Annotated in this window: 18 protein-coding genes; 16 read left to right on the top strand and 2 right to left on the bottom strand. The window is 71.1% G+C overall.

Going from position 1 to position 19,804, the window contains the following annotated elements; all coding sequences use genetic code 11:
- The first annotated feature begins 29 nt into the window (after positions 1-29).
- Positions 30-1,385: a replication-associated recombination protein A gene (locus ACFYM0_RS21720; RefSeq protein ID WP_388503712.1), complete on the top strand. Its 1,356-nt coding sequence runs from the start codon at positions 30-32 to the stop codon at positions 1,383-1,385.
- A 297-nt stretch (positions 1,386-1,682) separates the two neighbouring features.
- Positions 1,683-2,390: an HNH endonuclease family protein gene (locus ACFYM0_RS21715; protein WP_388503710.1), complete on the top strand. Its 708-nt coding sequence runs from the start codon at positions 1,683-1,685 to the stop codon at positions 2,388-2,390.
- Between the two features lie 12 nt (positions 2,391-2,402).
- Here ACFYM0_RS21715 and ACFYM0_RS21710 read toward each other — a convergent pair whose 3' ends face one another.
- Positions 2,403-3,293, bottom strand: a complete 891-nt coding sequence (locus tag ACFYM0_RS21710) for a DUF2470 domain-containing protein (RefSeq protein ID WP_388503708.1) — start codon at positions 3,291-3,293, stop codon at positions 2,403-2,405.
- Between the two features lie 55 nt (positions 3,294-3,348).
- On the opposite strand from ACFYM0_RS21710, the gene rpsD reads away from it, so the two are divergent.
- Positions 3,349-3,960: a 30S ribosomal protein S4 gene (gene rpsD, locus ACFYM0_RS21705; RefSeq protein ID WP_008740451.1), complete on the top strand. Its 612-nt coding sequence runs from the start codon at positions 3,349-3,351 to the stop codon at positions 3,958-3,960.
- Between the two features lie 33 nt (positions 3,961-3,993).
- Here the strand turns inward: rpsD and ACFYM0_RS21700 are convergent, their stop codons facing one another.
- Positions 3,994-6,261, bottom strand: a complete 2,268-nt coding sequence (locus tag ACFYM0_RS21700) for an ATP-binding protein (RefSeq protein WP_388503706.1) — start codon at positions 6,259-6,261, stop codon at positions 3,994-3,996.
- A 169-nt stretch (positions 6,262-6,430) separates the two neighbouring features.
- Here ACFYM0_RS21700 and ACFYM0_RS21695 point away from each other — a divergent pair, with 169 nt between their 5' ends.
- The 13 genes from ACFYM0_RS21695 to nusB all read left to right on the top strand — a co-directional run bounded on the left by ACFYM0_RS21695 (position 6,431) and on the right by nusB (position 19,689).
- Positions 6,431-6,871 (top strand): DUF948 domain-containing protein, encoded by a 441-nt coding sequence (locus ACFYM0_RS21695; protein WP_388503705.1) that lies wholly within the window; start codon positions 6,431-6,433, stop codon positions 6,869-6,871.
- A gap of 8 nt (positions 6,872-6,879) precedes the next feature.
- Complete coding sequence (locus ACFYM0_RS21690; protein WP_388503702.1) at positions 6,880-7,227, top strand: DUF6167 family protein; 348 nt, start codon at positions 6,880-6,882, stop codon at positions 7,225-7,227.
- Positions 7,227-9,896, top strand: a complete 2,670-nt coding sequence (gene alaS, locus ACFYM0_RS21685) for an alanine--tRNA ligase (RefSeq protein WP_388503701.1) — start codon at positions 7,227-7,229, stop codon at positions 9,894-9,896. The genes ACFYM0_RS21690 and alaS overlap by 1 nt, the downstream gene beginning before the upstream one ends.
- A gap of 2 nt (positions 9,897-9,898) precedes the next feature.
- Positions 9,899-10,369, top strand: coding sequence for a Holliday junction resolvase RuvX (ruvX, locus tag ACFYM0_RS21680; RefSeq protein ID WP_327251784.1), 471 nt, complete (start codon positions 9,899-9,901; stop codon positions 10,367-10,369).
- A 127-nt stretch (positions 10,370-10,496) separates the two neighbouring features.
- Complete coding sequence (mltG, locus tag ACFYM0_RS21675) at positions 10,497-12,236, top strand: endolytic transglycosylase MltG (protein ID WP_388503697.1); 1,740 nt, start codon at positions 10,497-10,499, stop codon at positions 12,234-12,236.
- A 465-nt stretch (positions 12,237-12,701) separates the two neighbouring features.
- Positions 12,702-13,529, top strand: a complete 828-nt coding sequence (locus ACFYM0_RS21670; protein ID WP_388503694.1) for a shikimate dehydrogenase — start codon at positions 12,702-12,704, stop codon at positions 13,527-13,529.
- Between the two features lie 179 nt (positions 13,530-13,708).
- A complete protein-coding gene (gene aroC / locus ACFYM0_RS21665; RefSeq protein WP_388503691.1) occupies positions 13,709-14,893 on the top strand; it encodes a chorismate synthase in 1,185 nt (394 codons plus the stop codon).
- A 44-nt stretch (positions 14,894-14,937) separates the two neighbouring features.
- Entirely contained in the window at positions 14,938-15,420 is a 483-nt protein-coding gene (locus ACFYM0_RS21660) for a shikimate kinase (protein ID WP_388504238.1), read from the top strand.
- Positions 15,417-16,508, top strand: a complete 1,092-nt coding sequence (aroB, locus tag ACFYM0_RS21655) for a 3-dehydroquinate synthase (RefSeq protein WP_388503688.1) — start codon at positions 15,417-15,419, stop codon at positions 16,506-16,508. Before ACFYM0_RS21660 ends, aroB begins: the two co-directional genes overlap by 4 nt.
- A 166-nt stretch (positions 16,509-16,674) precedes the next feature.
- Positions 16,675-17,433 (top strand): AAA family ATPase, encoded by a 759-nt coding sequence (locus tag ACFYM0_RS21650; RefSeq protein WP_388503687.1) that lies wholly within the window; start codon positions 16,675-16,677, stop codon positions 17,431-17,433.
- 80 nt (positions 17,434-17,513) lie between these two features.
- Positions 17,514-18,623, top strand: coding sequence for a M24 family metallopeptidase (locus ACFYM0_RS21645; protein WP_388503684.1), 1,110 nt, complete (start codon positions 17,514-17,516; stop codon positions 18,621-18,623).
- 59 nt (positions 18,624-18,682) lie between these two features.
- A complete protein-coding gene (efp, locus tag ACFYM0_RS21640; protein ID WP_243334327.1) occupies positions 18,683-19,249 on the top strand; it encodes an elongation factor P in 567 nt (188 codons plus the stop codon).
- Positions 19,250-19,251: 2 nt separating this feature from the next.
- Positions 19,252-19,689: a transcription antitermination factor NusB gene (gene nusB, locus ACFYM0_RS21635; protein ID WP_214948214.1), complete on the top strand. Its 438-nt coding sequence runs from the start codon at positions 19,252-19,254 to the stop codon at positions 19,687-19,689.
- Positions 19,690-19,804 lie beyond the last annotated feature (115 nt).

The raw sequence follows: 19,804 nt of genomic DNA, 5'->3' as shown, positions 1-19,804 counted from the left end.
GTGTCGGTGGGCTCGCATAGGCTTCCGGTGTGGAACCAGATCTCTTCACCGCCGCCGCCGAAGACCGCCAGGCGAAGGACCCCTCCAGTTCTCCGCTCGCCGTCCGGATGCGCCCGCGCACCCTGGACGAGGTCGTCGGTCAGCAGCACCTGCTGAAGCCCGGCTCCCCGCTGCGGCGGCTCGTCGGGGACGGGGCGGGCGGGCCCGCGGGTGCCTCCTCGGTGATCCTCTGGGGCCCGCCGGGCATCGGGAAGACCACGCTCGCGTACGTGGTGAGCCAGGCGACGAAGAAGCGGTTCGTCGAACTGTCCGCGATCACCGCCGGAGTGAAGGAAGTCCGGGCCGTCATCGAGGGCGCCAAGCGGGCGGCCGGCGGATACGGCAAGGACACCGTCCTCTTCCTCGACGAGATCCACCGCTTCAGCAAGGCGCAGCAGGACTCGCTGCTGCCGGCCGTGGAGAACCGCTGGGTCACGCTGATCGCCGCGACCACGGAGAACCCGTACTTCTCGATCATCTCCCCGCTGCTGTCGCGTTCCCTGCTGCTGACGCTGGAACCGCTGACGGACGAGGACCTGAGCGCCCTGATGCACCGGGCGCTGACGGAGGAGCGGGGCCTCGGCGGCGCGGTCACCCTGCCGGCGGACGCGGAGGCGCACCTGCTGCGGATCGCGGGCGGAGACGCGCGCCGCGCGCTGACGGCCCTGGAGGCGGGTGCGGGCTCCGCGATCGCCAAGGGCGAAGCGGAGATCAGCCTCCAGACGGTGGAGGAGGCCGTCGACCGGGCCGCGGTGAAGTACGACCGCGACGGCGACCAGCACTACGACGTGGCGAGCGCGCTGATCAAGTCGATCCGGGGCTCGGACGTGGACGCGGCCCTGCACTATCTGGCGCGCATGATCGAAGCGGGGGAGGACCCCCGGTTCATCGCGCGCCGACTGATGATCTCGGCGAGCGAGGACATCGGGCTGGCCGACCCGACGGCCCTGCCGCTCGCGGTGGCCGCGGCCCAGGCGGTGGCGCTGATCGGCTTCCCGGAGGCCTCGCTCACGCTGTCGCACGTGACGATCGCGCTGGCGCTGGCCCCGAAGTCGAACACCGCGACGACGGCGATCGGCGCGGCGCTGGCCGATGTCCGGGCGGGGCTGGCGGGATCCGTGCCGACGCACTTGCGTGACGGGCACTACAAGGGGGCGGCGAAGCTGGGGCACGCGGTCGGGTACGTGTACCCGCACGACGTGCCCGGCGCGATCGCCGCGCAGCAGTACGCGCCGGACGAGGTGCACGGAAAGCGGTACTACGAACCGACCCGGTACGGGGCGGAGGCCCGCTACGCGGACGTGGTGGAAAAGGTCCGCGAGCGGCTCCGGGGCGCCGGCTCGTAACCTGCGGCGCCGTTCCCGGGGACGCCGCCCCCGGACCCCCGCGCCTCAAACGCCGGCCGGGCTGGATTTGGGCCGGCGTCGGTCGCCAGGTGACCGCCGGGGGCTGGGAAAATCCAGCCCCTCCGGCGTTTGAGGAGCGGGGTCTGGGGCGGAGCCCCAGGGGCTCGGGCGGAGCCCGGGGCCGGGGGGTCAGGGCAGAGCCCTGGGAACGGTGGAAGGGCGGGGAGGGGACGGGCTCCGCGTAGCGGCCTCGTGTCGGCGTCGCGGGGCGGGGAAGCCGGGCCTAGGCTCCGTCGCATGGGACGTCCCGCTCCGTTCATTGCCCTCGCAGCCGGGCTGCTGCTCAGTGGGTGCCACCATGGAGACGGGGAGAGGGCGCAGGCCAGCGCCGCCGCACTCGTCGCCCGGGTCCCCCTCGCGAGCGCGGGCTTCCCGCCCGCCGCGGCCGCCGCCAGGACCGAGCTCGGCAGGCTCAAGGTCGAGTGGGGCAAGAACTGGGAGACGTACAAGCGCGAGAACTTCGGCAGGTACTGGTCCGACGAGACCGACGCCATCGGCGGCCGCAACGGCTGCGACACCCGCGACGACGTCCTGCGCCGGGACCTGCGGGAGCTGCGCGAGGGCGACAGGAACCCCTGCGTCGTGCTGTCCGGGGTGCTGAAGGACCCGTACACGGGGAAGGAGCTCCCCTACTACTACCGCCGCGCCTCGCAGATCCAGACCGACCACGTCGTTGCCCTCGGCGCCGCCTGGCGCGGGGGCGCGTACGCCTGGACCCCGCAGCGGCGCCTGGAGTACGCCAACGACCTGGACGTGCTGCTCGCCGTGGACAAGCAGACGAACTACGACAAGAGCAGCAAGACCGCGGACAAGTGGAAGCCGCCCCAGAAGGGTTTTTGGTGCGAGTACGCGCGGCGGTACACCGGGATCAAGGCGAAGTACGCGCTCTCCGTGACCCCGCCCGAAAAGCAGGCGCTGCAGGAGATGCTCGGCACCTGCCCCTAGACCGTCTCCGGCCTAGCCGGCGAACAGCGTGCTCATCGCCCGGCGCAGGCCGCAGACGTCGGTCACCGGCTCCGGGAAGTCGAAGCGGGCGTCGAAGGCGGTGGCGCCCCGGGTGAAGCGCACCCGCAGGCCCAGCCGGTCCAGTGCGAGGGGGACCGCCGTCAGGTCCGCCGTCTCCCGGGTGCCCAGCAGGCCGCACAGGTCACCCATCCGGTCCCCGTGCGACGAGGCCAGGTGCTGGAGGAGCTCCGTCTCGTGGGCCACCATCGGGTCCGGCTCGGCGGCGGCCAGCAGCTCCGGGTCCACGTGCTCGGCGCCCCACAGGTCGTCCACCGAGATCTCGCCGACCTCCAGGCGCAGCAGCATCCACGCGGGCCGGCCGGCGGGCGTGGCGTCGAGCGACTCGGTCAGCCCGAGGAGCTCGCCCACCGGGTGCCGCTCGGCCAGCAGCGCCGCGCAGGCCGCCCGGTCGGCGGCCCCGCGCACCGGCGTGAGCCACCCGGCGAGCCAGGCGCGGCCTCGGATACGATGGGGCACGGACACCGGCGCCACATCCGTGATCTCGATCACGGCGGTGAGGTCGTCGTCCTGGGCGTGAGCGGCTGCCCTGGCAGCCGCGGATTCCCCTGATACCAGGAGAATCACGTCCCCGTCCGGGGTGACGGTCCTAGCGGCCGGCATCCCTGTCCCGAGCTCCCCCTGGTCACAAGCACCGGGGAGCGTGAGGGATACTGAGGCGTTGGACTCTACGAGGGTTCGTACGCGTTCGGCTCCGGTGAGCTGCCGAACGCCTTCCCTGGGACGCGGCTGACCTTGCTTATCGTCGCCGAAAGCAGATCCTGTTTCGTTTGGATCTGAACTTCGGTGCGCACTGGGCAGGGGGATCCCATGTGGTCGAGACATTACGTCCTCCTCGCTAAGGTAAGCCTCACCTAACTTACATGGAGGTAGGTTCCACGTGAACCAGAAGCGACCCAAGGTCAAGAAGTCGCGTGCCCTCGGCATTGCGCTGACCCCGAAGGCCGTCAAGTACTTCGAGGCCCGCCCCTACCCGCCGGGCGAGCACGGCCGTGGCCGCAAGCAGAACTCGGACTACAAGGTTCGTCTGCTGGAGAAGCAGCGTCTGCGCGCTCAGTACGACATCTCTGAGCGTCAGATGGCCCGCGCGTACGACCGCGCCAAGAAGGCCGAAGGCAAGACGGGCGAGGCGCTGGTCGTCGAGCTCGAGCGTCGCCTCGACGCCCTGGTCCTGCGTTCGGGCATCGCCCGCACCATCTACCAGGCTCGCCAGATGGTCGTTCACGGCCACATCGAGGTCAACGGCGACAAGGTCGACAAGCCGTCGTTCCGCGTCCGTCCGGACGACGTCATCACGGTGCGCGAGCGCAGCCGCGAGAAGGTTCCGTTCCAGGTTGCCCGTGAGGGTGGCTACGCAGGCGAGGGCGAAACCCCGCGTTACCTGCAGGTCAACCTGAAGGCCCTGGCCTTCCGCCTGGACCGCGACCCGAACCGCAAGGAAATCCCGGTCATCTGCGACGAGCAGCTCGTCGTCGAGTACTACGCCCGCTGATCTCGTACCAGCGGACGTAGCCTCACAGGCTGGTCAGCCCGCCGGTTCCCCCTTGGGGGAGCCGGCGGGTTTCCTGCTTTTCGCCTCCGGGCGCTCCATCAGCCGATCCGCCCGGTCCGCGGCCCCGCGCGGCCTCGGCAGCGGCCCCGCCGGCACGGGCGCCGGCTCCGGTCCCCGCAGGGCCCGCTCCACCAGGACGTCCAGCGCCAGCGTCCGGCCGTGCCGGGCGCAGGACGCGTACCGCTCGGCGCCCAGCAGCTCGCCCGCCCGCTCCTGGCACATCAGCCGCGGGGCGTTGAAGTAGCCCGAGCCGAACAGCCGCATCCCCACCCCGTCCCACAGCGGCTCCGCAGCCCCCTGCAGGACCGCCGCCTCCGCCGGATGCCCCTCGGACACCGTGACCAGAGCCAGCAGTTCCACCGCCAGCACCAGCCCCACCAGATCGCGGAACGTGTGGTTGATGGCCACGCACTCGGCCAGCAGCCGCCGTGCCTCGGCCGTGCCCCCGGCGTCCAGCGCCGCGTACGCCAGGACGTACAGGGCGTACGCCTTCGTCCAGCGCTCCCCGCGCTCCTCGCAGATGTCCCGGACCTCCCGGCACAAGGTGAGCGCGCCCGCCAGCTCACCCTGGAAGGCCAGCGCCATCGCGAGTTCCACCTGGCACATCAGGACGTTGCTGTTGAGCTCCCCGGCCTCCCGGTAGCGCTCCAGCGCCGAGCCCAGCAGCTCCCCGGCCCGGGTCATGTCGTCCGAGACCAGTGCCAGACAGCCCATGCGGTGCACCGCGTACGCCCCCGCCAGCGGGTTCTCGCTCCGCGCGGCCCCGTCCCGGCACTCGTACAGCGCGCTCATCGAGGCAACCGAGTCGCCCTGCAGCGCCGCGACGTACCCGAGCACCCACAGCGCCTTCAGCCGGGAGCTCTCGTACTCCACCCCCGTCGAGCCGGTGCGCCCGAGGTCGCCCTCCAGGGTCCGGTCCAGCCAGTGCCGGCCCTCGGTGAGCCGGCCGCAGCCCGCCCAGTAGAACCAGAGGGTGCCCGCCAGGTACTGGCCGAGGTGGATCTCCTCCGGCTCGTCCAGGCAGCACTCCAGTGCGAGCCGCAGGTTCGCCAGCTCCGCCTCCACCAGCGCGGCCACCTCCTCCTGGCGCGGGCTGAACCAGTCCAGCTCGCACCAGGTGGCCAGGCCCATGTACCAGTCCCGGTGCCGGCGCCGCAGCCGCCGGGCGTCGCCCAGCGACTCCAGCCAGCCCGCCCCGTAGATCCGGACGCTCTCCAGCATCCGGTAGCGGACCCCGGCAGCCGTCTCCTCGCGGACCAGCAGGGACTGCCCCAGCAACTCCCCGATCAGGTCCAGCACCGAATCCACCGGCAGGTCCGGCCCCGCGCACACGTACTCGGCGGCGTCCAGGTCGAACTGCCCGGCGAAGACCGAGAGCCGCGCCCACAGCAGCCGCTCCCCGGACGTGCACAGCTCGTGGCTCCAGCCGATCGCCGTGCGCAGCGCCCGGTGCCGGGGCAGCGCGCCGCGCGAGCCCCCCGTCAGCAAGGCGAAGCGGTCCTCCAGCCGGGACAGCACCTGCGCCGGCGACAGCGTGCGCAGCCGGCCCGCCGCCAGCTCCAGTGCCAGCGGCAGGCCGTCGAGGCGGGCGCACAGCTCGGCCAGCTCCGCCCGGTTGGCCTCCGTCAGGGCGAAGGCCGGATCGGCCGCCGAGGTCCGCTCGATCAGCAGGGCCAGGGCCTCCTCCGGACCCAGCGGGGCCAGCGGCCAGGACAGCTCCCCGTCGAGGGTCAGCGGGCGCCGGCCGGCGGCGAGCACACGCAGGCCGGGGGAGCGGCGCAGGAGGTCCCGTACCAGGTCGGCGGTTTCGTCGACCAGCTGCTCGAAGCCGTCCAGGACCAGCAGCAGCCGCCGCTCGGCCAGGTGTTCGGCAAGGACCGTCCGGGGCGGACGGGTGGTGTGGTCGGTCAGTCCGAGCGCCTCGGCGAGCGTCAGCTCCAGCAGCGCCGGATCCCGTACGGAGGCCAGCTCGGCCAGCCACACGCCGTCGCAGTAGCGTTCCTGCGCAGGGTCCGGAGCGCCACCGGCTCCGCCGGGACCGGCCGCCGCGTCGGCGGCGGCCCTGGCAGCCGCCAGTACCAGGCGGGTCTTGCCCACGCCGCCCGCGCCGGTCACCGTGACCAGCCTCGAGGCGTCCAGCAGCTGCTCTAGCTCGGAAAGTTCCCCGCCCCGCCCCACGAAGCCGCTCAGGTCCGAGGGAAGATTGCCCGGCGTCCTTCGGGGAATGGGTCTTTGTCGCATGGGACACGGAGCGTACTGGTCCGCATGCGCTGCGTACAAGACGGGTCGGTTCCCGGCGCCCGCAGGGCGCGGCGCCCGGGAATTCCGGTACTGCGGCGGATCTCCGGCGCGATAGGGTCGGAGGACGACTTTTTCGCTTGGTGATCAATCTGTAGAGAGCGGTGTGAACGTGTCCGGTGGAGAGGTGGCCGGGATCCTCGTGGCCGTCTTCTGGGCCATCCTGGTCTCCTTCCTCGCCGTGGTGCTGGTGAGGCTGGCCCAGGTGCTCAAGGCGACCACCAAGCTCGTGGCCGACGTGACCGAGCAGGCCGTCCCGCTGCTCGCCGACGCCTCCACCACCGTCCGCTCCGCCCGCACCCAGCTCGACCGGGTCGACGCCATCGCGAGCGACGTACAGGAAGTCACCTCCAACGCCTCCGCACTGTCCTCCACCGTCGCGTCCACCTTCGGCGGCCCGCTCGTCAAGGTCGCGGCCTTCGGCTACGGCGTCCGCAAGGCGCTGGGCAAGGGCGGCGCGACCCCGCAGGACGCGCCGGCCAAGACCCCCCGACGGACCGTGATCGTCGGCCGTACGGTGCCGGCGGCCCGGCGCCGGAAGCAGAAGGGCTGAGATCTCCGATGTTCCGCCGAGCCTTCTGGTTCACCGCCGGCGCGGCCGCCGGCGTGTGGGCCACCACCAAGGTCAACCGGCAGCTCAAGAAGCTGACGCCGGAGAGCCTCGCCGCCCAGGCCGCCGACAAGGCGATCGAGGCGGGCCACCGCCTCAAGGACTTCGCCCTCGACGTCAAGTCGGGGATGTCGCAGCGCGAGGACGAGCTGAACGACGCACTGGGACTCCATCAGGATCCCGACCTGCCCGGCAACGTCACCGCCCTTCCCGGGCCGCGGCGGCTGCGGGCCATCGAGCACGACCAGACCAAGAACCGCATGTCGAAGATTACGTACAACCGGAATGAGGACCACTGATGGAGTCGGCTGAAATCCGCCGCCGCTGGCTGAGCTTCTTCGAAGAGCGCGGTCACACCGTTGTCCCTTCGGCGTCGCTCATCGCGGACGACCCGACTCTGCTGCTGGTGCCCGCGGGCATGGTGCCGTTCAAGCCGTACTTCCTCGGCGAGGTCAAGCCGCCCGCGTCCACGCTCACCAGCGTGCAGAAGTGCGTCCGTACGCCGGACATCGAAGAGGTCGGCAAGACCACCCGCCACGGCACGTTCTTCCAGATGTGCGGCAACTTCTCCTTCGGTGACTACTTCAAGGAAGGCGCCATCAAGTACGCCTGGGAGCTGCTCACCAGCTCCGTGGCGGACGGTGGCTACGGCCTCGAGCCCGAGAAGCTCTGGATCACGGTCTACCTCGACGACGACGAGGCCGAGGCCATCTGGCGCGACGTCGTCGGCGTCCCGCAGGAGCGCATCCAGCGCCTGGGCAAGAAGGACAACTTCTGGTCCATGGGCGTCCCGGGCCCCTGCGGTCCCTGCTCGGAGATCAACTACGACCGCGGCCCCGAGTTCGGCGTCGAGGGCGGCCCCGCCGTCAACGACGAGCGCTACGTGGAGATCTGGAACCTGGTCTTCATGCAGTACGAGCGCGGCGCCGGCGACGGGAAGGAAGACTTCCCGATCCTCGGTGACCTGCCGTCGAAGAACATCGACACCGGTCTCGGTCTCGAGCGCCTCGCCATGATCCTGCAGGGCGTGCAGAACATGTACGAGACCGACACCCTGCGCGTGGTCATGGACAAGGCCACCGAGCTGACCGGCGTGCAGTACGGCGCCGAGAAGGGCACGGACGTCTCGCTGCGCGTGGTCGCCGACCACATCCGCACCTCGACCATGCTCATCGGCGACGGCGTCACCCCCGGCAACGAGGGCCGCGGCTACGTGCTGCGCCGCATCATGCGCCGCGCCATCCGCAACATGCGCCTCATGGGCGCCACCGGCCCGGTCGTCCAGGACCTGGTCAACGTGGTCATCGAGACGATGGGGCAGCAGTACCCGGAGCTCGTGACCGACCGCAAGCGCATCGAGACCGTCGCGCTCGCCGAAGAGGCCGCCTTCCTCAAGGCCATCAAGGGCGGCACCAACATCCTCGACACCGCCGTGACCGAGACCAAGGCCGCCGGCGGCACGGTCCTGGCCGGCGACAAGGCGTTCCTGCTCCACGACACGTGGGGCTTCCCGATCGACCTCACCCTGGAGATGGCCGCCGAGCAGGGCCTCGCCGTGGACGAGCCCGGCTTCCGCCGCCTCATGCAGGAGCAGCGCGACCGCGCCAAGGCCGACGCCAAAGCCAAGAAGACCGGCCACGCGGACATGTCCGCCTACCGGGAGATCGCCGACGGCTCCGGCGCCACCGAGTTCACCGGCTACGCCACCAACCAGGGCGAGTCCACCATCGTCGGCCTCCTGGTCAACGGCGTCTCCGCACCCGCCGCCTCCGAGGGCGACGAGGTCGAGGTCGTCCTGGACCGCACCCCCTTCTACGCCGAGGGCGGCGGCCAGCTCGCCGACCAGGGCCGCATCAAGCTCGACTCGGGCGCCGTCATCGTCGTCCGCGACGTGCAGCAGCCGGTCCCGGGCGTCTCCGTGCACAAGGGCTCCGTCCAGGTCGGCGAGGTGACGGTGGGCGCCTCCGCGTACGCCGCCATCGACATCCAGCGCCGCCGGGCCATCGCCCGCGCCCACTCGGCCACGCACCTGACGCACCAGGCCCTGCGCGACGCGCTCGGCCCGACGGCCGCCCAGGCCGGTTCCGAGAACTCGCCCGGCCGCTTCCGCTTCGACTTCGGCTCGCCGAACGCGGTGCCCGGCTCGGTCCTCACCGACGTCGAGCACAAGATCAACGACGTGCTCTCGCGCGAGCTCGACGTCACCGCCGAGATCATGAGCATCGACGAGGCGAAGAAGCAGGGCGCCATCGCCGAGTTCGGCGAGAAGTACGGCGAGCGCGTGCGCGTCGTGACCATCGGCGACTTCTCCAAGGAGCTGTGCGGCGGCACGCACGTCGGCAACACCAGCCAGCTCGGTCTGGTGAAGCTGCTCGGAGAGTCCTCCATCGGCTCCGGCGTGCGCCGCGTCGAGGCCCTCGTCGGCGTGGACGCGTACAACTTCCTCGCCAAGGAGCACACGGTCGTCGCCCAGCTCCAGGAGCTGGTCAAGGGCCGTCCGGAGGAGCTTCCGGAGAAGATCGCCTCCATGCTCGGCAAGCTGAAGGACGCCGAGAAGGAGATCGAGAAGTTCCGCGCGGAGAAGGTCCTCCAGGCCGCCGCCGGTCTCGCCGCCGGCGCCCAGGACATTCGCGGTGTCGCCCTCGTCGTGGGCACCGTCCCGGACGGCACCGGCGCCGACGACCTGCGCAAGCTGGTCCTCGACGTCCGCGGCCGCATCCAGGGCGACCGCCCGGCCGTCGTGGCCCTCTTCACCACGGCCAACGATCGCCCGCTGACCGTCATCGCCACCAACGAGGCCGCCCGCGAGCGTGGTCTCAAGGCCGGCGACCTGGTCCGTACGGCCGCCAAGACCCTCGGTGGCGGCGGTGGCGGCAAGCCGGACGTGGCCCAGGGCGGTGGCCAGAACCCGGCCGCCATTCCCGAGGCCATCGCCGCGGTCGAGCGCCTCGTCGTAGAGACGGCCTGAAGATGACACTGCGCCGCGGCCGCCGTCTGGCCATCGATGTCGGTGACGCCCGGATCGGGGTCGCCTCGTGCGACCCCGACGGGGTGTTGGCCACACCGGTGGAAACCGTTCCGGGCCGGGACATTCCCTTCGCCCACCGGCGGCTGCGGCAGCTCGTCGCGGAGTACGAGCCCATCGAGGTGGTGGTCGGTCTGCCCCGCTCGCTCAGCGGGCGGGAAGGGCCGGCCGCGGCCAAGTGCCGGGCCTTCGCCATGGAACTCGCCAAGGGCATCAAGCCCGTGACGGTGCGTCTGGTGGACGAGCGGATGACGACGGTCACCGCCGCCCAGGGCCTGCGGGCCTCGGGGAAGAACGCGAAGAAGAGCCGGTCGGTCATCGACCAGGCGGCCGCCGTGGTGATCCTGCAGAACGCTCTTGAGACCGAACGGGTATCAGGTAATCCGCCCGGTGAGTGCGTCGAAGTGGTTGTCTGATCGCGATACGGTAACGTTCCGCGCGATGTGACGGCATTCGAACAGCCGTCGCCCATCAGAAGAGGCGGCACCGTGTGCCGCGGCGGACGGAGCCGCGGCCAACGCCCTGCGGCGCGCTAGGGGATCGATGACTGAGTATGGCCGGGGCCCTGGCCCCGAACCGTGGCATCCCGAGGACCCGCAGTACGGGGACCAGGGGTGGACCGGGCACGAGGCCCAGCAGGGTCAGATGCCCTACGTCGGAGGCCCGCAGCAGTACCAGCAGGAGCCTCAGCCCCAGCAGGTCTACTACCCGCAGCAGCAGGGCCAGGACCAGTACTCCCAGGCCCAGCAGATGCAGTACCAGCAGCAGATGCCGTATCCGCAGCAGGTGCAGCAGCACCCACAGCACCCCCAGCAGCACCCCCACCCCCAGACGTACGGGGATCAGGGCCAGGCCTGGGACACGGGCCAGCACCAGGTATGGGACACCGGCCAGGGCCAGTACGCCGCGGTCCCGCAGGCAGTGGACCCGTACGCGGGCGCGGATCCGTACGCGCAGCAGCAGGCGAGCGGCTACCCCGGCGAGGCCCCCGACCTCTACGGCACCCCCGAGGCCTTTCCGCCCCCGCGGCCCCCGAGCATGAGGCACCTGCAGACCGAGGAGCCGTGGCAGGAAGAAGAGGACGCCGCGGCCGACTCCTTCCTCGCGGGCGGCGCAGGCGGCTCCGGCGGTGACGGCGACGACGACGGCGACGGGGACGACGGCGGGCGCGGCGGCCGCCGGTCGGGCCGCTCCGGCGGCAAACCGAAGAAGCGCAGCGGCATGGCCTGCCTCATCGCGGCGGTGGTCATCGTCGGCGTGGTCGGCGGTGGCGGCTACTACGGCTACAGCTACCTGAAGGACAAGTTCTCCGCGGCCGAGGACTTCGCCGGCGAAGGCACGGGCTCGGTCACCGTCGACATCCCCAAGGGCGCAGGCACCGGGGAGATGGGCCGCATCCTCAAGGCGGCCGGCGTGGTCAAGAGCGCCGGTGCCTTCGTGGCCGCCGCCGCGGCCAACCCCAAGGGCAACGCCATCCATGCCGGCTCGTACACGATGAAGGAGCACATGTCGGCCCAGGCCGCCGTGACCCTCATGGTGAACGGGGCCGGCATGAACGCCCTGGACGTCATCCCGGGCTGGCGCAACGTCCAGGTCTACGAGGCGATCGACCAGCGGCTCAAACTCTCCCCCGGCACGACGAAGGGGGTCGCCGCCAAGGAGGCGAAGAACCTCGGGCTGCCGGATTGGGCCAACACCAACAAGGACATCAAGGACCCGCTGGAGGGCTTCCTCTACCCGGCGCGTTACGACCTGAGCAAGAACGCGACCCCCCAGTTGCTGCTCAAGCAGATGGTGGGCAAGGCCAACGAGGCCTACGGCAACGCGGACCTCAAGGGGCAGGCGGCCAAGCTGGGGCTGAGCAACCCGCTCCAGCTCGTCACCGTCGCGAGCCTCGTCCAGGCCGAAGGCAAGTACCAGCACGACTTCGACAAGATCTCGCGAGTGGTCTACAACCGCCTGAAGCCCGGAAACACCGAGACGTACGGCCTGCTCGACTTCGACTCCACGATCAACTACATGAAGGGCCAGAGCACGTTGGACGTCGGTTCGGTCGACGAACTTCGAAAGCTTGACGACCCCTACAACACGTACAAGATCAAGGGTCTGCCCGCAGGTCCGATCGGCAACCCGGGCCCCGATGCACTCAAGTCGGCGCTCAATCCGGAGCCGGGGCCCTGGTACTACTTCGTGTCGGTGAATGAGGACAAGACCCTATTCGCCGTCACGAACGCCGAGCACAATCGAAATCGCGAAGAGTATGAGAAGGGGCGCGGGCAGTAGCCGATTGATGGCTTGAAAATTGCTTGACCGGCGGGCTCCCGTCTGATCGCAAGGTCGGATGGGAGCCCGCTCTCCTGTCGCGTGCGGTGGATGAATATCGAAATTGCCCGTCATGCCGGTGCTGCCGGTCCGGAGAATCCGCAGGGTGCGGCACGGGCCGACGGGGAGTGGGCGATGGCTCCCGCGGAACCGGGCTGGCTGGTTCACGGTCCGGGTGTCGACTCGGCCATGATGCGAGCGCGAAATATGCGACCTGCGCGGAACGTGAGAATGGGCAATTTATCGCGCTCGCCGTGAGGGTATGAGCTCAATAGTGGTGTGGATGTGAATCCGAGTCGAATGGGTTTCACATGCGGCCCGGCAGTGTCTCCTCCAGGGCGCTAGGTCGAGCGCAGCGCGTTCCGCCGGGTGCTAAAATCGCGTCCCGTGATGAGGGAAACTGAAAGTCGGCACTTTAGGAGTGCTATGCACGGCATACGGGCCGCGGTGCTGGGTTCGCCCATCGAGCACTCCCTTTCGCCGGTGCTGCACCGCGCCGCGTACCAGGAGCTCGGCCTCGACGAGCGGTCGTACGACCGGTTCGAGATCGACGAGGCGGCGCTGCCCGCGTTCTTCGCACAGCTCGGCCCCGAGTGGGCCGGGCTGTCGCTGACCATGCCGCTCAAGCGGGCGATCATCCCGCTGCTCGACGAGATCAGCGACACCGCCGCCTCGGTGGAGACGGTCAACACCGTCGTCTTCACCGAGGACGGCCGCAAGGTCGGCGACAACACCGACATCCCCGGCCTCCTCGCGGCGCTGGGCGAGCAGGGCGTTCAGAAGGTGGAGTCCGCCGCCGTCCTCGGCGCCGGCGCCACCGCCTCCTCGGCGCTCGCCGCGCTGGCCCGGATCTGCACGGGCGAGGTGACCGCGTACGTCCGCTCCGAGGCCCGGGCCACGGAGATGCGCGCGTGGGGCGAGCGGCTCGGCGTGGACGTCCGTACGGCCGACTGGTCGCGGGCGGCCGAGGCGCTGGCCGCGCCGCTGGTCATCGCCACCACCCCGGCCGGTGCCACGGACGAGCTGGCGGCCTCCGTGCCCGCTGCCGCCGGCACCCTCTTCGACGTCCTCTACGACCCCTGGCCCACGCCCCTGGCCGCGGCCTGGACGCAGCGGGGCGGAAAGCTCCTCGGCGGCCTCGACCTCCTGGTCCACCAGGCGGTCCTCCAGGTCGAGCTGATGACCGGCTGCCCCACCGCTCCGCTCGGGGCCATGCGCGCAGCGGGCGAGGCGGCGCTGCGCGCCCGCCACTGAGCCGGAGCGGAACCCTTTCTAGATCCACATGTCGCCGCGGGCAGGGGTGCGCCGCCGTCCGACAGCTGGACCGGAGGGCGGTGTACCGGCCCGGACATGGGAGGATCGGGTGAAGGCGGGTCAGGGCCGCGCACCCGATCGCGCCATCGATGAATCAGGCGCGAGCACGAGGAGCATCGTTGAGCAGGTTGCGTTGGCTGACGGCCGGGGAATCTCACGGCCCGGCTCTGGTAGCGACGCTGGAGGGGCTTCCCGCCGGCGTCCCGGTCACCACCGAGCTGGTGGCCGACCACCTGGCGCGGCGCCGGCTCGGCTACGGCCGCGGTGCCCGGATGAAGTTCGAGCAGGACGAGGTGACATTTCTCGGGGGTGTTCGCCACGGACTTTCCCTCGGTTCCCCGGTCGCCGTGATGGTGGGCAACAGCGAGTGGCCCAAGTGGGAGACGGTCATGTCGGCCGACCCCGTCGACCCCTCGCTGCTCAAGGACACCGGCCGCAACGCGCCGCTGACCCGGCCCCGGCCCGGCCACGCCGACCTGGCCGGCATGCAGAAGTACGGCTTCGACGAGGCCCGGCCGATCCTGGAGCGCGCCAGCGCCCGTGAGACCGCCGCCCGCGTGGCCCTCGGCGCCGTCGCCCGGTCCTTCCTCAAGGAGGTCGCGGGCATCGAGATCGTCTCCCACGTCGTGGAGCTCGCCTCCGCCAAGGCCCCGTACGGCGTCTACCCGACCCCCGCGGACGTCGAGAAGCTCGACGCCGACCCGGTGCGCTGCCTCGACGCCGACGCGTCGAAGGCGATGGTCGCGGAGATCGACCAGGCCCACAAGGACGGCGACACCCTCGGCGGCGTCGTCGAGGTCCTCGCCTACGGCGTGCCCGTCGGCCTCGGCTCGCACGTGCACTGGGACCGCCGTCTCGACGCGCGCCTCGCGGCCGCGCTCATGGGCATCCAGGCCATCAAGGGCGTCGAGGTCGGCGACGGCTTCGACCTGGCCCGCGTGCCCGGCTCGCAGGCGCACGACGAGATCGTCAACACCCCCGAGGGCATCAAGCGCACCTCCGGCCGCTCCGGCGGCACCGAGGGCGGGCTGACCACCGGCGAGCTGCTGCGCGTACGCGCCGCGATGAAGCCGATCGCGACCGTGCCGAAGGCCCTCGCGACCGTGGACGTCGCCACCGGCGAGGCCACCGTCGCGCACCACCAGCGCTCCGACGTCTGTGCCGTGCCCGCCGCGGGCATCGTCGCCGAGGCCATGGTCGCCCTGGTGCTGGCCGACGCGGTCGTCGAGAAGTTCGGCGGCGACTCGGTCCCCGAGACCCGCCGCAACGTCCGGTCCTACCTCGACAACCTGCAGATCCGGTGACGGGCACCAGCGCGACCGGACCCCTGGTGGTCCTCGTCGGCCCCATGGGGTCCGGCAAGTCCACCGTCGGCGAGCTGATCGCCCGGCGGCTCGGAGTCTCCTACCGGGACACCGACGCCGACATCGTCGCGGCCCAGGGCCGGGAGATCTCCGACATCTTCGTGGACGAGGGCGAACCGTACTTCCGTGAGCTGGAGCGGGAGGCGGTGGCCGCGGCCGTCGCCGGCCACGAGGGCGTACTCGCCCTCGGCGGCGGCGCCGTCCTCGACGAGAAGACGCGCGAGCTGCTCGCCGGGCTGCCCGTCGCCTACCTCTCGATGGACGTCGAGGAAGCGGTCAAGCGCGTGGGCCTCGGCGCCGCGCGCCCGCTGCTCGCCGTCAACCCGCGCCGCCAGTGGCGCGAGCTGATGGACGCCCGGCGTCCCCTGTACACCGAAGTCGCGCGCGTCGTGGTGGCCACCGACGAGCGCACGCCCGAAGAGGTCGCCCAGGCGGTCCTCGACGCTCTGGAGTTGAAGAACGCATGACGGACAAGGTGACGCGGATTCAGGTCGGCGCGAGCGCCGGGCACGATGCGTACGAGGTGCTGGTCGGCCGGCAGCTGCTCGGGGAGCTGGGCTCCCTGATCGGTACGAAGGCCCAGCGGGTCGCCGTCATCCACCCCGAGGCCCTCGCCTCGACCGGTGAGGCCCTGCGCGACGACCTCGCCGCCCAGGGGTACGAGGCCGTCGCCATCCAGGTGCCGAACGCCGAGGAGGCCAAGACGGCCGAGGTGGCGGCGTACTGCTGGAAGGCGCTCGGCCAGTCCGGCTTCACCCGCACCGACGCCATCGTCGGCGTCGGCGGGGGATCCACCACCGACCTCGCGGGCTTCGTCGCGGCCTCCTGGCTGCGCGGGGTGCGCTGGATCGCCGTCCCGACCACCATCCTGGCGATGGTGGACGCGGCCGTCGGGGGCAAGACCGGCATCAACACCGCCGAGGGCAAGAACCTCGTCGGCGCCTTCCACCCGCCGGCCGGCGTGCTCTGCGACCTGGCCGCGCTGGAATCGCTGCCGGTCAACGACTACGTCAGCGGTCTCGCCGAGATCATCAAGGCCGGGTTCATCTCCGACCCGGTGATCCTCGACCTGATCGAGTCGGACCCCGAGGCGGCGCGCACGCCCGCGGGCCCGCACACGGCCGAGCTGATCTGCCGCTCCATCCAGGTCAAGGCCGACGTGGTCTCCAGCGACCTCAAGGAATCGGGCCTGCGGGAGATCCTCAACTACGGACACACCCTCGCGCACGCCATCGAGAAGAACGAGCGCTACAAGTGGCGCCACGGCGCGGCCGTCTCGGTCGGCATGGTCTTCGCCGCCGAGCTCGGCCGGCTCGCGGGCCGGCTCGACGACGAGACGGCCGACCGGCACAAGGCCGTCCTCGCCTCGGTGGGGCTGCCGCTGACCTACCGCGGCGACCAGTGGCCCAAGCTGCTGGAGACCATGAAGCTCGACAAGAAGTCCCGGGGCGACCTGCTGCGCTTCATCGTCCTCGACGGGCTGGCGAAGCCGACCGTCCTGGAGGGTCCCGACCCGGCCGTCCTCGTGGCAGCCTTCGGAGAAGTCACGGCCTGAGCCCACCAGGGCCGGTACGAACCCGCACGAACCGGTCTGAACCGGTCCCTGCCGGTCTGCGCCGGTCCGGGGAGCTGCCATCCCGCGACCGTGTGGCCCGGTGAGCCTCCGGGGTCATATAACGTTCTCGCATCAGTCGTGGTGGAACGATACGGAGTGGCAGCGCATGCAGCAGGGAGTGGGAGGCGGGGGCTGGGAGCCGTCGGGGAGTCAGCACCCGGCGGCGCCCCCGCAGCCGCCGGTACGGCCGGTGGAGGGCTGGTCGGCGCCTCCCATGCCCTCCGGGCACGCCGCGTCCCTGGCCGCGCCGGTTCAGCCGGACGGGTTCACCGGGCACGTCCCGCTGCCGCCCGCCGTTCCCGGCACCGGCGGTGCCACCCTCGCGGTCCTGCTGATCGGCCCCGCCGGCGCGGGCAAGACCACGGTGGCCCGCCACTGGGCCGGCACCCGGCCCGTTCCCACCGCGCACATCAGCCTGGACGACGTACGGGAATGGGTCTGCTCGGGCTTCGCGGATCCCCAGGCCGGCTGGAACGACCACTCCGAGGCCCAGTACCGCCTCGCCCGCCGCACCTGCGGTTTCGCCGCCCGGAACTTCCTGGCCAACGGGATCTCCTGCATCCTCGACGACGCCGTGTTCCCTGACCGGCCGGTGGTGGGCCTCGGCGGGTGGAAGCGCCACGTCGGGCCCGCGCTGCTCCCCGTCGTCCTGCTGCCCGGCCTGGAGATCGTCCTGGAGCGCAACGCCGCCCGCTCCGGGAACAGGCGGCTCTCCGACGAGGAAGTCGCGCGGATCCACGGCCGGATGGCCGGCTGGTACGGATCCGGGCTGCCGATCATCGACAACTCCCACCTGGACGTCGAGGGCACCGCCCGCGCCCTGGACGAGACACTGGCCCGGGTCATCTCCCAGCCGTCCTACTGAATCGGCACCGGGCCCGGGCCGGCCCCCGTACGGCCGCGCTCACCAGGCCGGATGCGCGCCACGCTCGTAGGCTCGGAAACATGTCAGACGTGTACGCGGCCCGCCGGGGCCTGCTTCGCGACCGCTGTGCGGCCGCCGGGAACGCCGCCGCACTCATCACGCGTCCGGCGAACGTCCGTTACCTCTCCGGGGCGTCGCCGCTGGGCGCGGTCCTGCTCCTCGGTCCGGGGGGTACGGACATGCTGTTCTGCGCCGGGCAGCCCACCGGGGAGGCCGACGAGGGGCGGCTCGACGAGAACCTGCGGCTCTCCGTGCTGGCCGGGCCCGGGGCGGATCCCGCCGTCGCGGCGGCCGACGCGGCCTCCGCGGCCCGCGCCGACTCCCTCGCCGTCGAGGAACACCACCTCACCGTCGGGCGCCACCGCGCCCTGGGGTCGGTGGCGCCCGGACTGCGCCTGGCCGATCTGGGGACCGCGGTGGAACAGCAGCGCCTCGTCAAGGACGAGGAGGAGATCGCCTGCCTGCGGATCGCCGCCGAGATCGCCGACCAGGCCCTCGGGGAGCTGCTGGAATCGATCCTGGTGGGCCGTACCGAACGGCACCTCGCGCTGGAGCTGGAACGCCGGCTCGTGGACCACGGGGCCGACGGCCCGGCCTTCCCGACCTCCGTCGGCACCGGCCCGCACTCCGGCCGCTCCCGGCACCGGCCCTCCGACCGGCGGGTCGAGGAGGGTGATTTCCTCTCCGTCTGCCTCGGCGCGAACTACCGGGGATACCGCTGCGAGATCGGCCGCACCTTCGTGATCGGAACGACCCCCGCCGACTGGCAGATCGAGCTGTACGAACTCGTCTTCGCCGCCCAGCGGGCGGGCCGGGAGGCCCTGGTGCCCGGGGCCGCCTACCGCGATGTGGATCACGCGGCCCGTTCCGTACTGGACTCCGCCGGTCACGGGGAGGCCCTCGCGGCGTGGACCGGACACGGTGTCGGTCTCGAAATCGACGAGGACCCGCAGCTTGCACCTACGGCCATGGGTAAACTGGACGCTTGCGTGCCGGTCACCGTCGAACCGGGGGTTCACCTCCCTGGCCGGGGTGGTGTCCGGATCGATGACACGCTCGTCGTACGCCCCGAGGCGGACGGCGGTCCCGAGCTACTCACCATTACGACCAAGGAGCTGCTCGCGCTCTAGCCCGCGTCGCCGGGCTGTGCGCGCACCCGTGGTCTTCCAGTGCAGGAGATTCCCACACCGTGGCTTCCACGAACGACCTCAAGAACGGCATGGTGCTGAAGCTCGACGGGGGCCAGCTCTGGTCCGTCGTCGAGTTCCAGCACGTCAAGCCCGGCAAGGGCCCGGCCTTCGTGCGCACCAAGCTGAAGAGCGTCATGTCCGGCAAGGTCGTCGACAAGACGTTCAACGCCGGCACCAAGGTCGAGACGGCCACCATCGACCGCCGCGACATGCAGTTCTCCTACATGGACGGCGAGTACTTCGTCTTCATGGACATGGAGGACTTCGACCAGCTGATGGTCGACAAGAAGGCCGTCGGCGACGCCGCCAACTTCCTGATCGAGGGCTTCACGGCCTCCGTGGCCCGCCACGAGGGCGAGGTGCTCTACGTCGAGCTCCCCGCCGCCGTCGAGCTGACCATCGAGCACACCGACCCGGGCGTCCAGGGCGACCGCTCCACCGGTGGCACCAAGCCGGCGACGCTGGAGACGGGCCACGAGATCCAGGTCCCGCTCTTCATCAACACCGGCGAGAAGATCAAGGTCGACACCCGCACCAGCGACTACCTCGGCCGGGTGAACAGCTAACCGTGGCTGCCCGGAGCAACGCGCGCAAGCGCGCTTTCCAGATCCTGTTCGAGGCCGACCAGCGCGGGGTCTCCGTGCGCGAGGTCCTCGCGGACTGGGTCCGCCACTCCCGGTCGGACACCGACCGCCAGCCCGCGGTGAACGAGTTCACCATGGAACTCGTCGAGGGGTACGCCGACAAGGTGGACCGCATCGACGATCTGATCGCCACCTACGCCGTGGACTGGGACCTCGACCGCATGCCGGTCGTGGACCGGAACATCGTGCGTCTCGGTGCCTACGAGCTGATCTGGGTCGACGGAACCCCGGACGCCGTGGCCATCGACGAGGCCGTCCAGCTGGCCAAGGAGTTCTCCACGGACGAGTCTCCCTCGTTCGTGAACGGACTGCTCGGCCGCTTCAAGGACCTCAAGCCGAAGCTGCGCCGCAGCGAGAGCTGACCGGCGCCGCCGGTACGGCGTGAACGGAGGGCCCGCAGCGCACGCGCGCTGCGGGCCCTCCGTCGTACGGCCCGATGCCGCCCTCGGGCCCCGTGCGGGCATGAAAAAACCGGTG

This window comes from Streptomyces sp. NPDC006487 (assembly GCF_042870555.1).
GTDB lineage: Bacteria > Actinomycetota > Actinomycetes > Streptomycetales > Streptomycetaceae > Streptomyces.
This window is presented reverse-complemented; position numbering and strand designations above follow the sequence as displayed.

Excerpts from the sequence above, each read along its gene's own strand:
- ACFYM0_RS21715 (WP_388503710.1), top strand. The coding sequence starts at position 1,683 with ATGGGACGTCCCGCTCCGTTCATTGCCCTCGCAGCCGGGCTGCTGCTC.
- ACFYM0_RS21710 (WP_388503708.1), bottom strand. The coding sequence starts at position 3,293 with ATGTCTCGACCACATGGGATCCCCCTGCCCAGTGCGCACCGAAGTTCA.
- ACFYM0_RS21700 (WP_388503706.1), bottom strand. The coding sequence starts at position 6,261 with ATGCGACAAAGACCCATTCCCCGAAGGACGCCGGGCAATCTTCCCTCG.
- ACFYM0_RS21690 (WP_388503702.1), top strand. The coding sequence starts at position 6,880 with ATGTTCCGCCGAGCCTTCTGGTTCACCGCCGGCGCGGCCGCCGGCGTG.
- alaS (WP_388503701.1), top strand. The coding sequence starts at position 7,227 with ATGGAGTCGGCTGAAATCCGCCGCCGCTGGCTGAGCTTCTTCGAAGAG.
- ruvX (WP_327251784.1), top strand. The coding sequence starts at position 9,899 with ATGACACTGCGCCGCGGCCGCCGTCTGGCCATCGATGTCGGTGACGCC.
- mltG (WP_388503697.1), top strand. The coding sequence starts at position 10,497 with ATGACTGAGTATGGCCGGGGCCCTGGCCCCGAACCGTGGCATCCCGAG.
- ACFYM0_RS21670 (WP_388503694.1), top strand. The coding sequence starts at position 12,702 with ATGCACGGCATACGGGCCGCGGTGCTGGGTTCGCCCATCGAGCACTCC.
- ACFYM0_RS21660 (WP_388504238.1), top strand. The coding sequence starts at position 14,938 with ATGGGGTCCGGCAAGTCCACCGTCGGCGAGCTGATCGCCCGGCGGCTC.
- aroB (WP_388503688.1), top strand. The coding sequence starts at position 15,417 with ATGACGGACAAGGTGACGCGGATTCAGGTCGGCGCGAGCGCCGGGCAC.
- ACFYM0_RS21650 (WP_388503687.1), top strand. The coding sequence starts at position 16,675 with ATGCAGCAGGGAGTGGGAGGCGGGGGCTGGGAGCCGTCGGGGAGTCAG.
- ACFYM0_RS21645 (WP_388503684.1), top strand. The coding sequence starts at position 17,514 with ATGTCAGACGTGTACGCGGCCCGCCGGGGCCTGCTTCGCGACCGCTGT.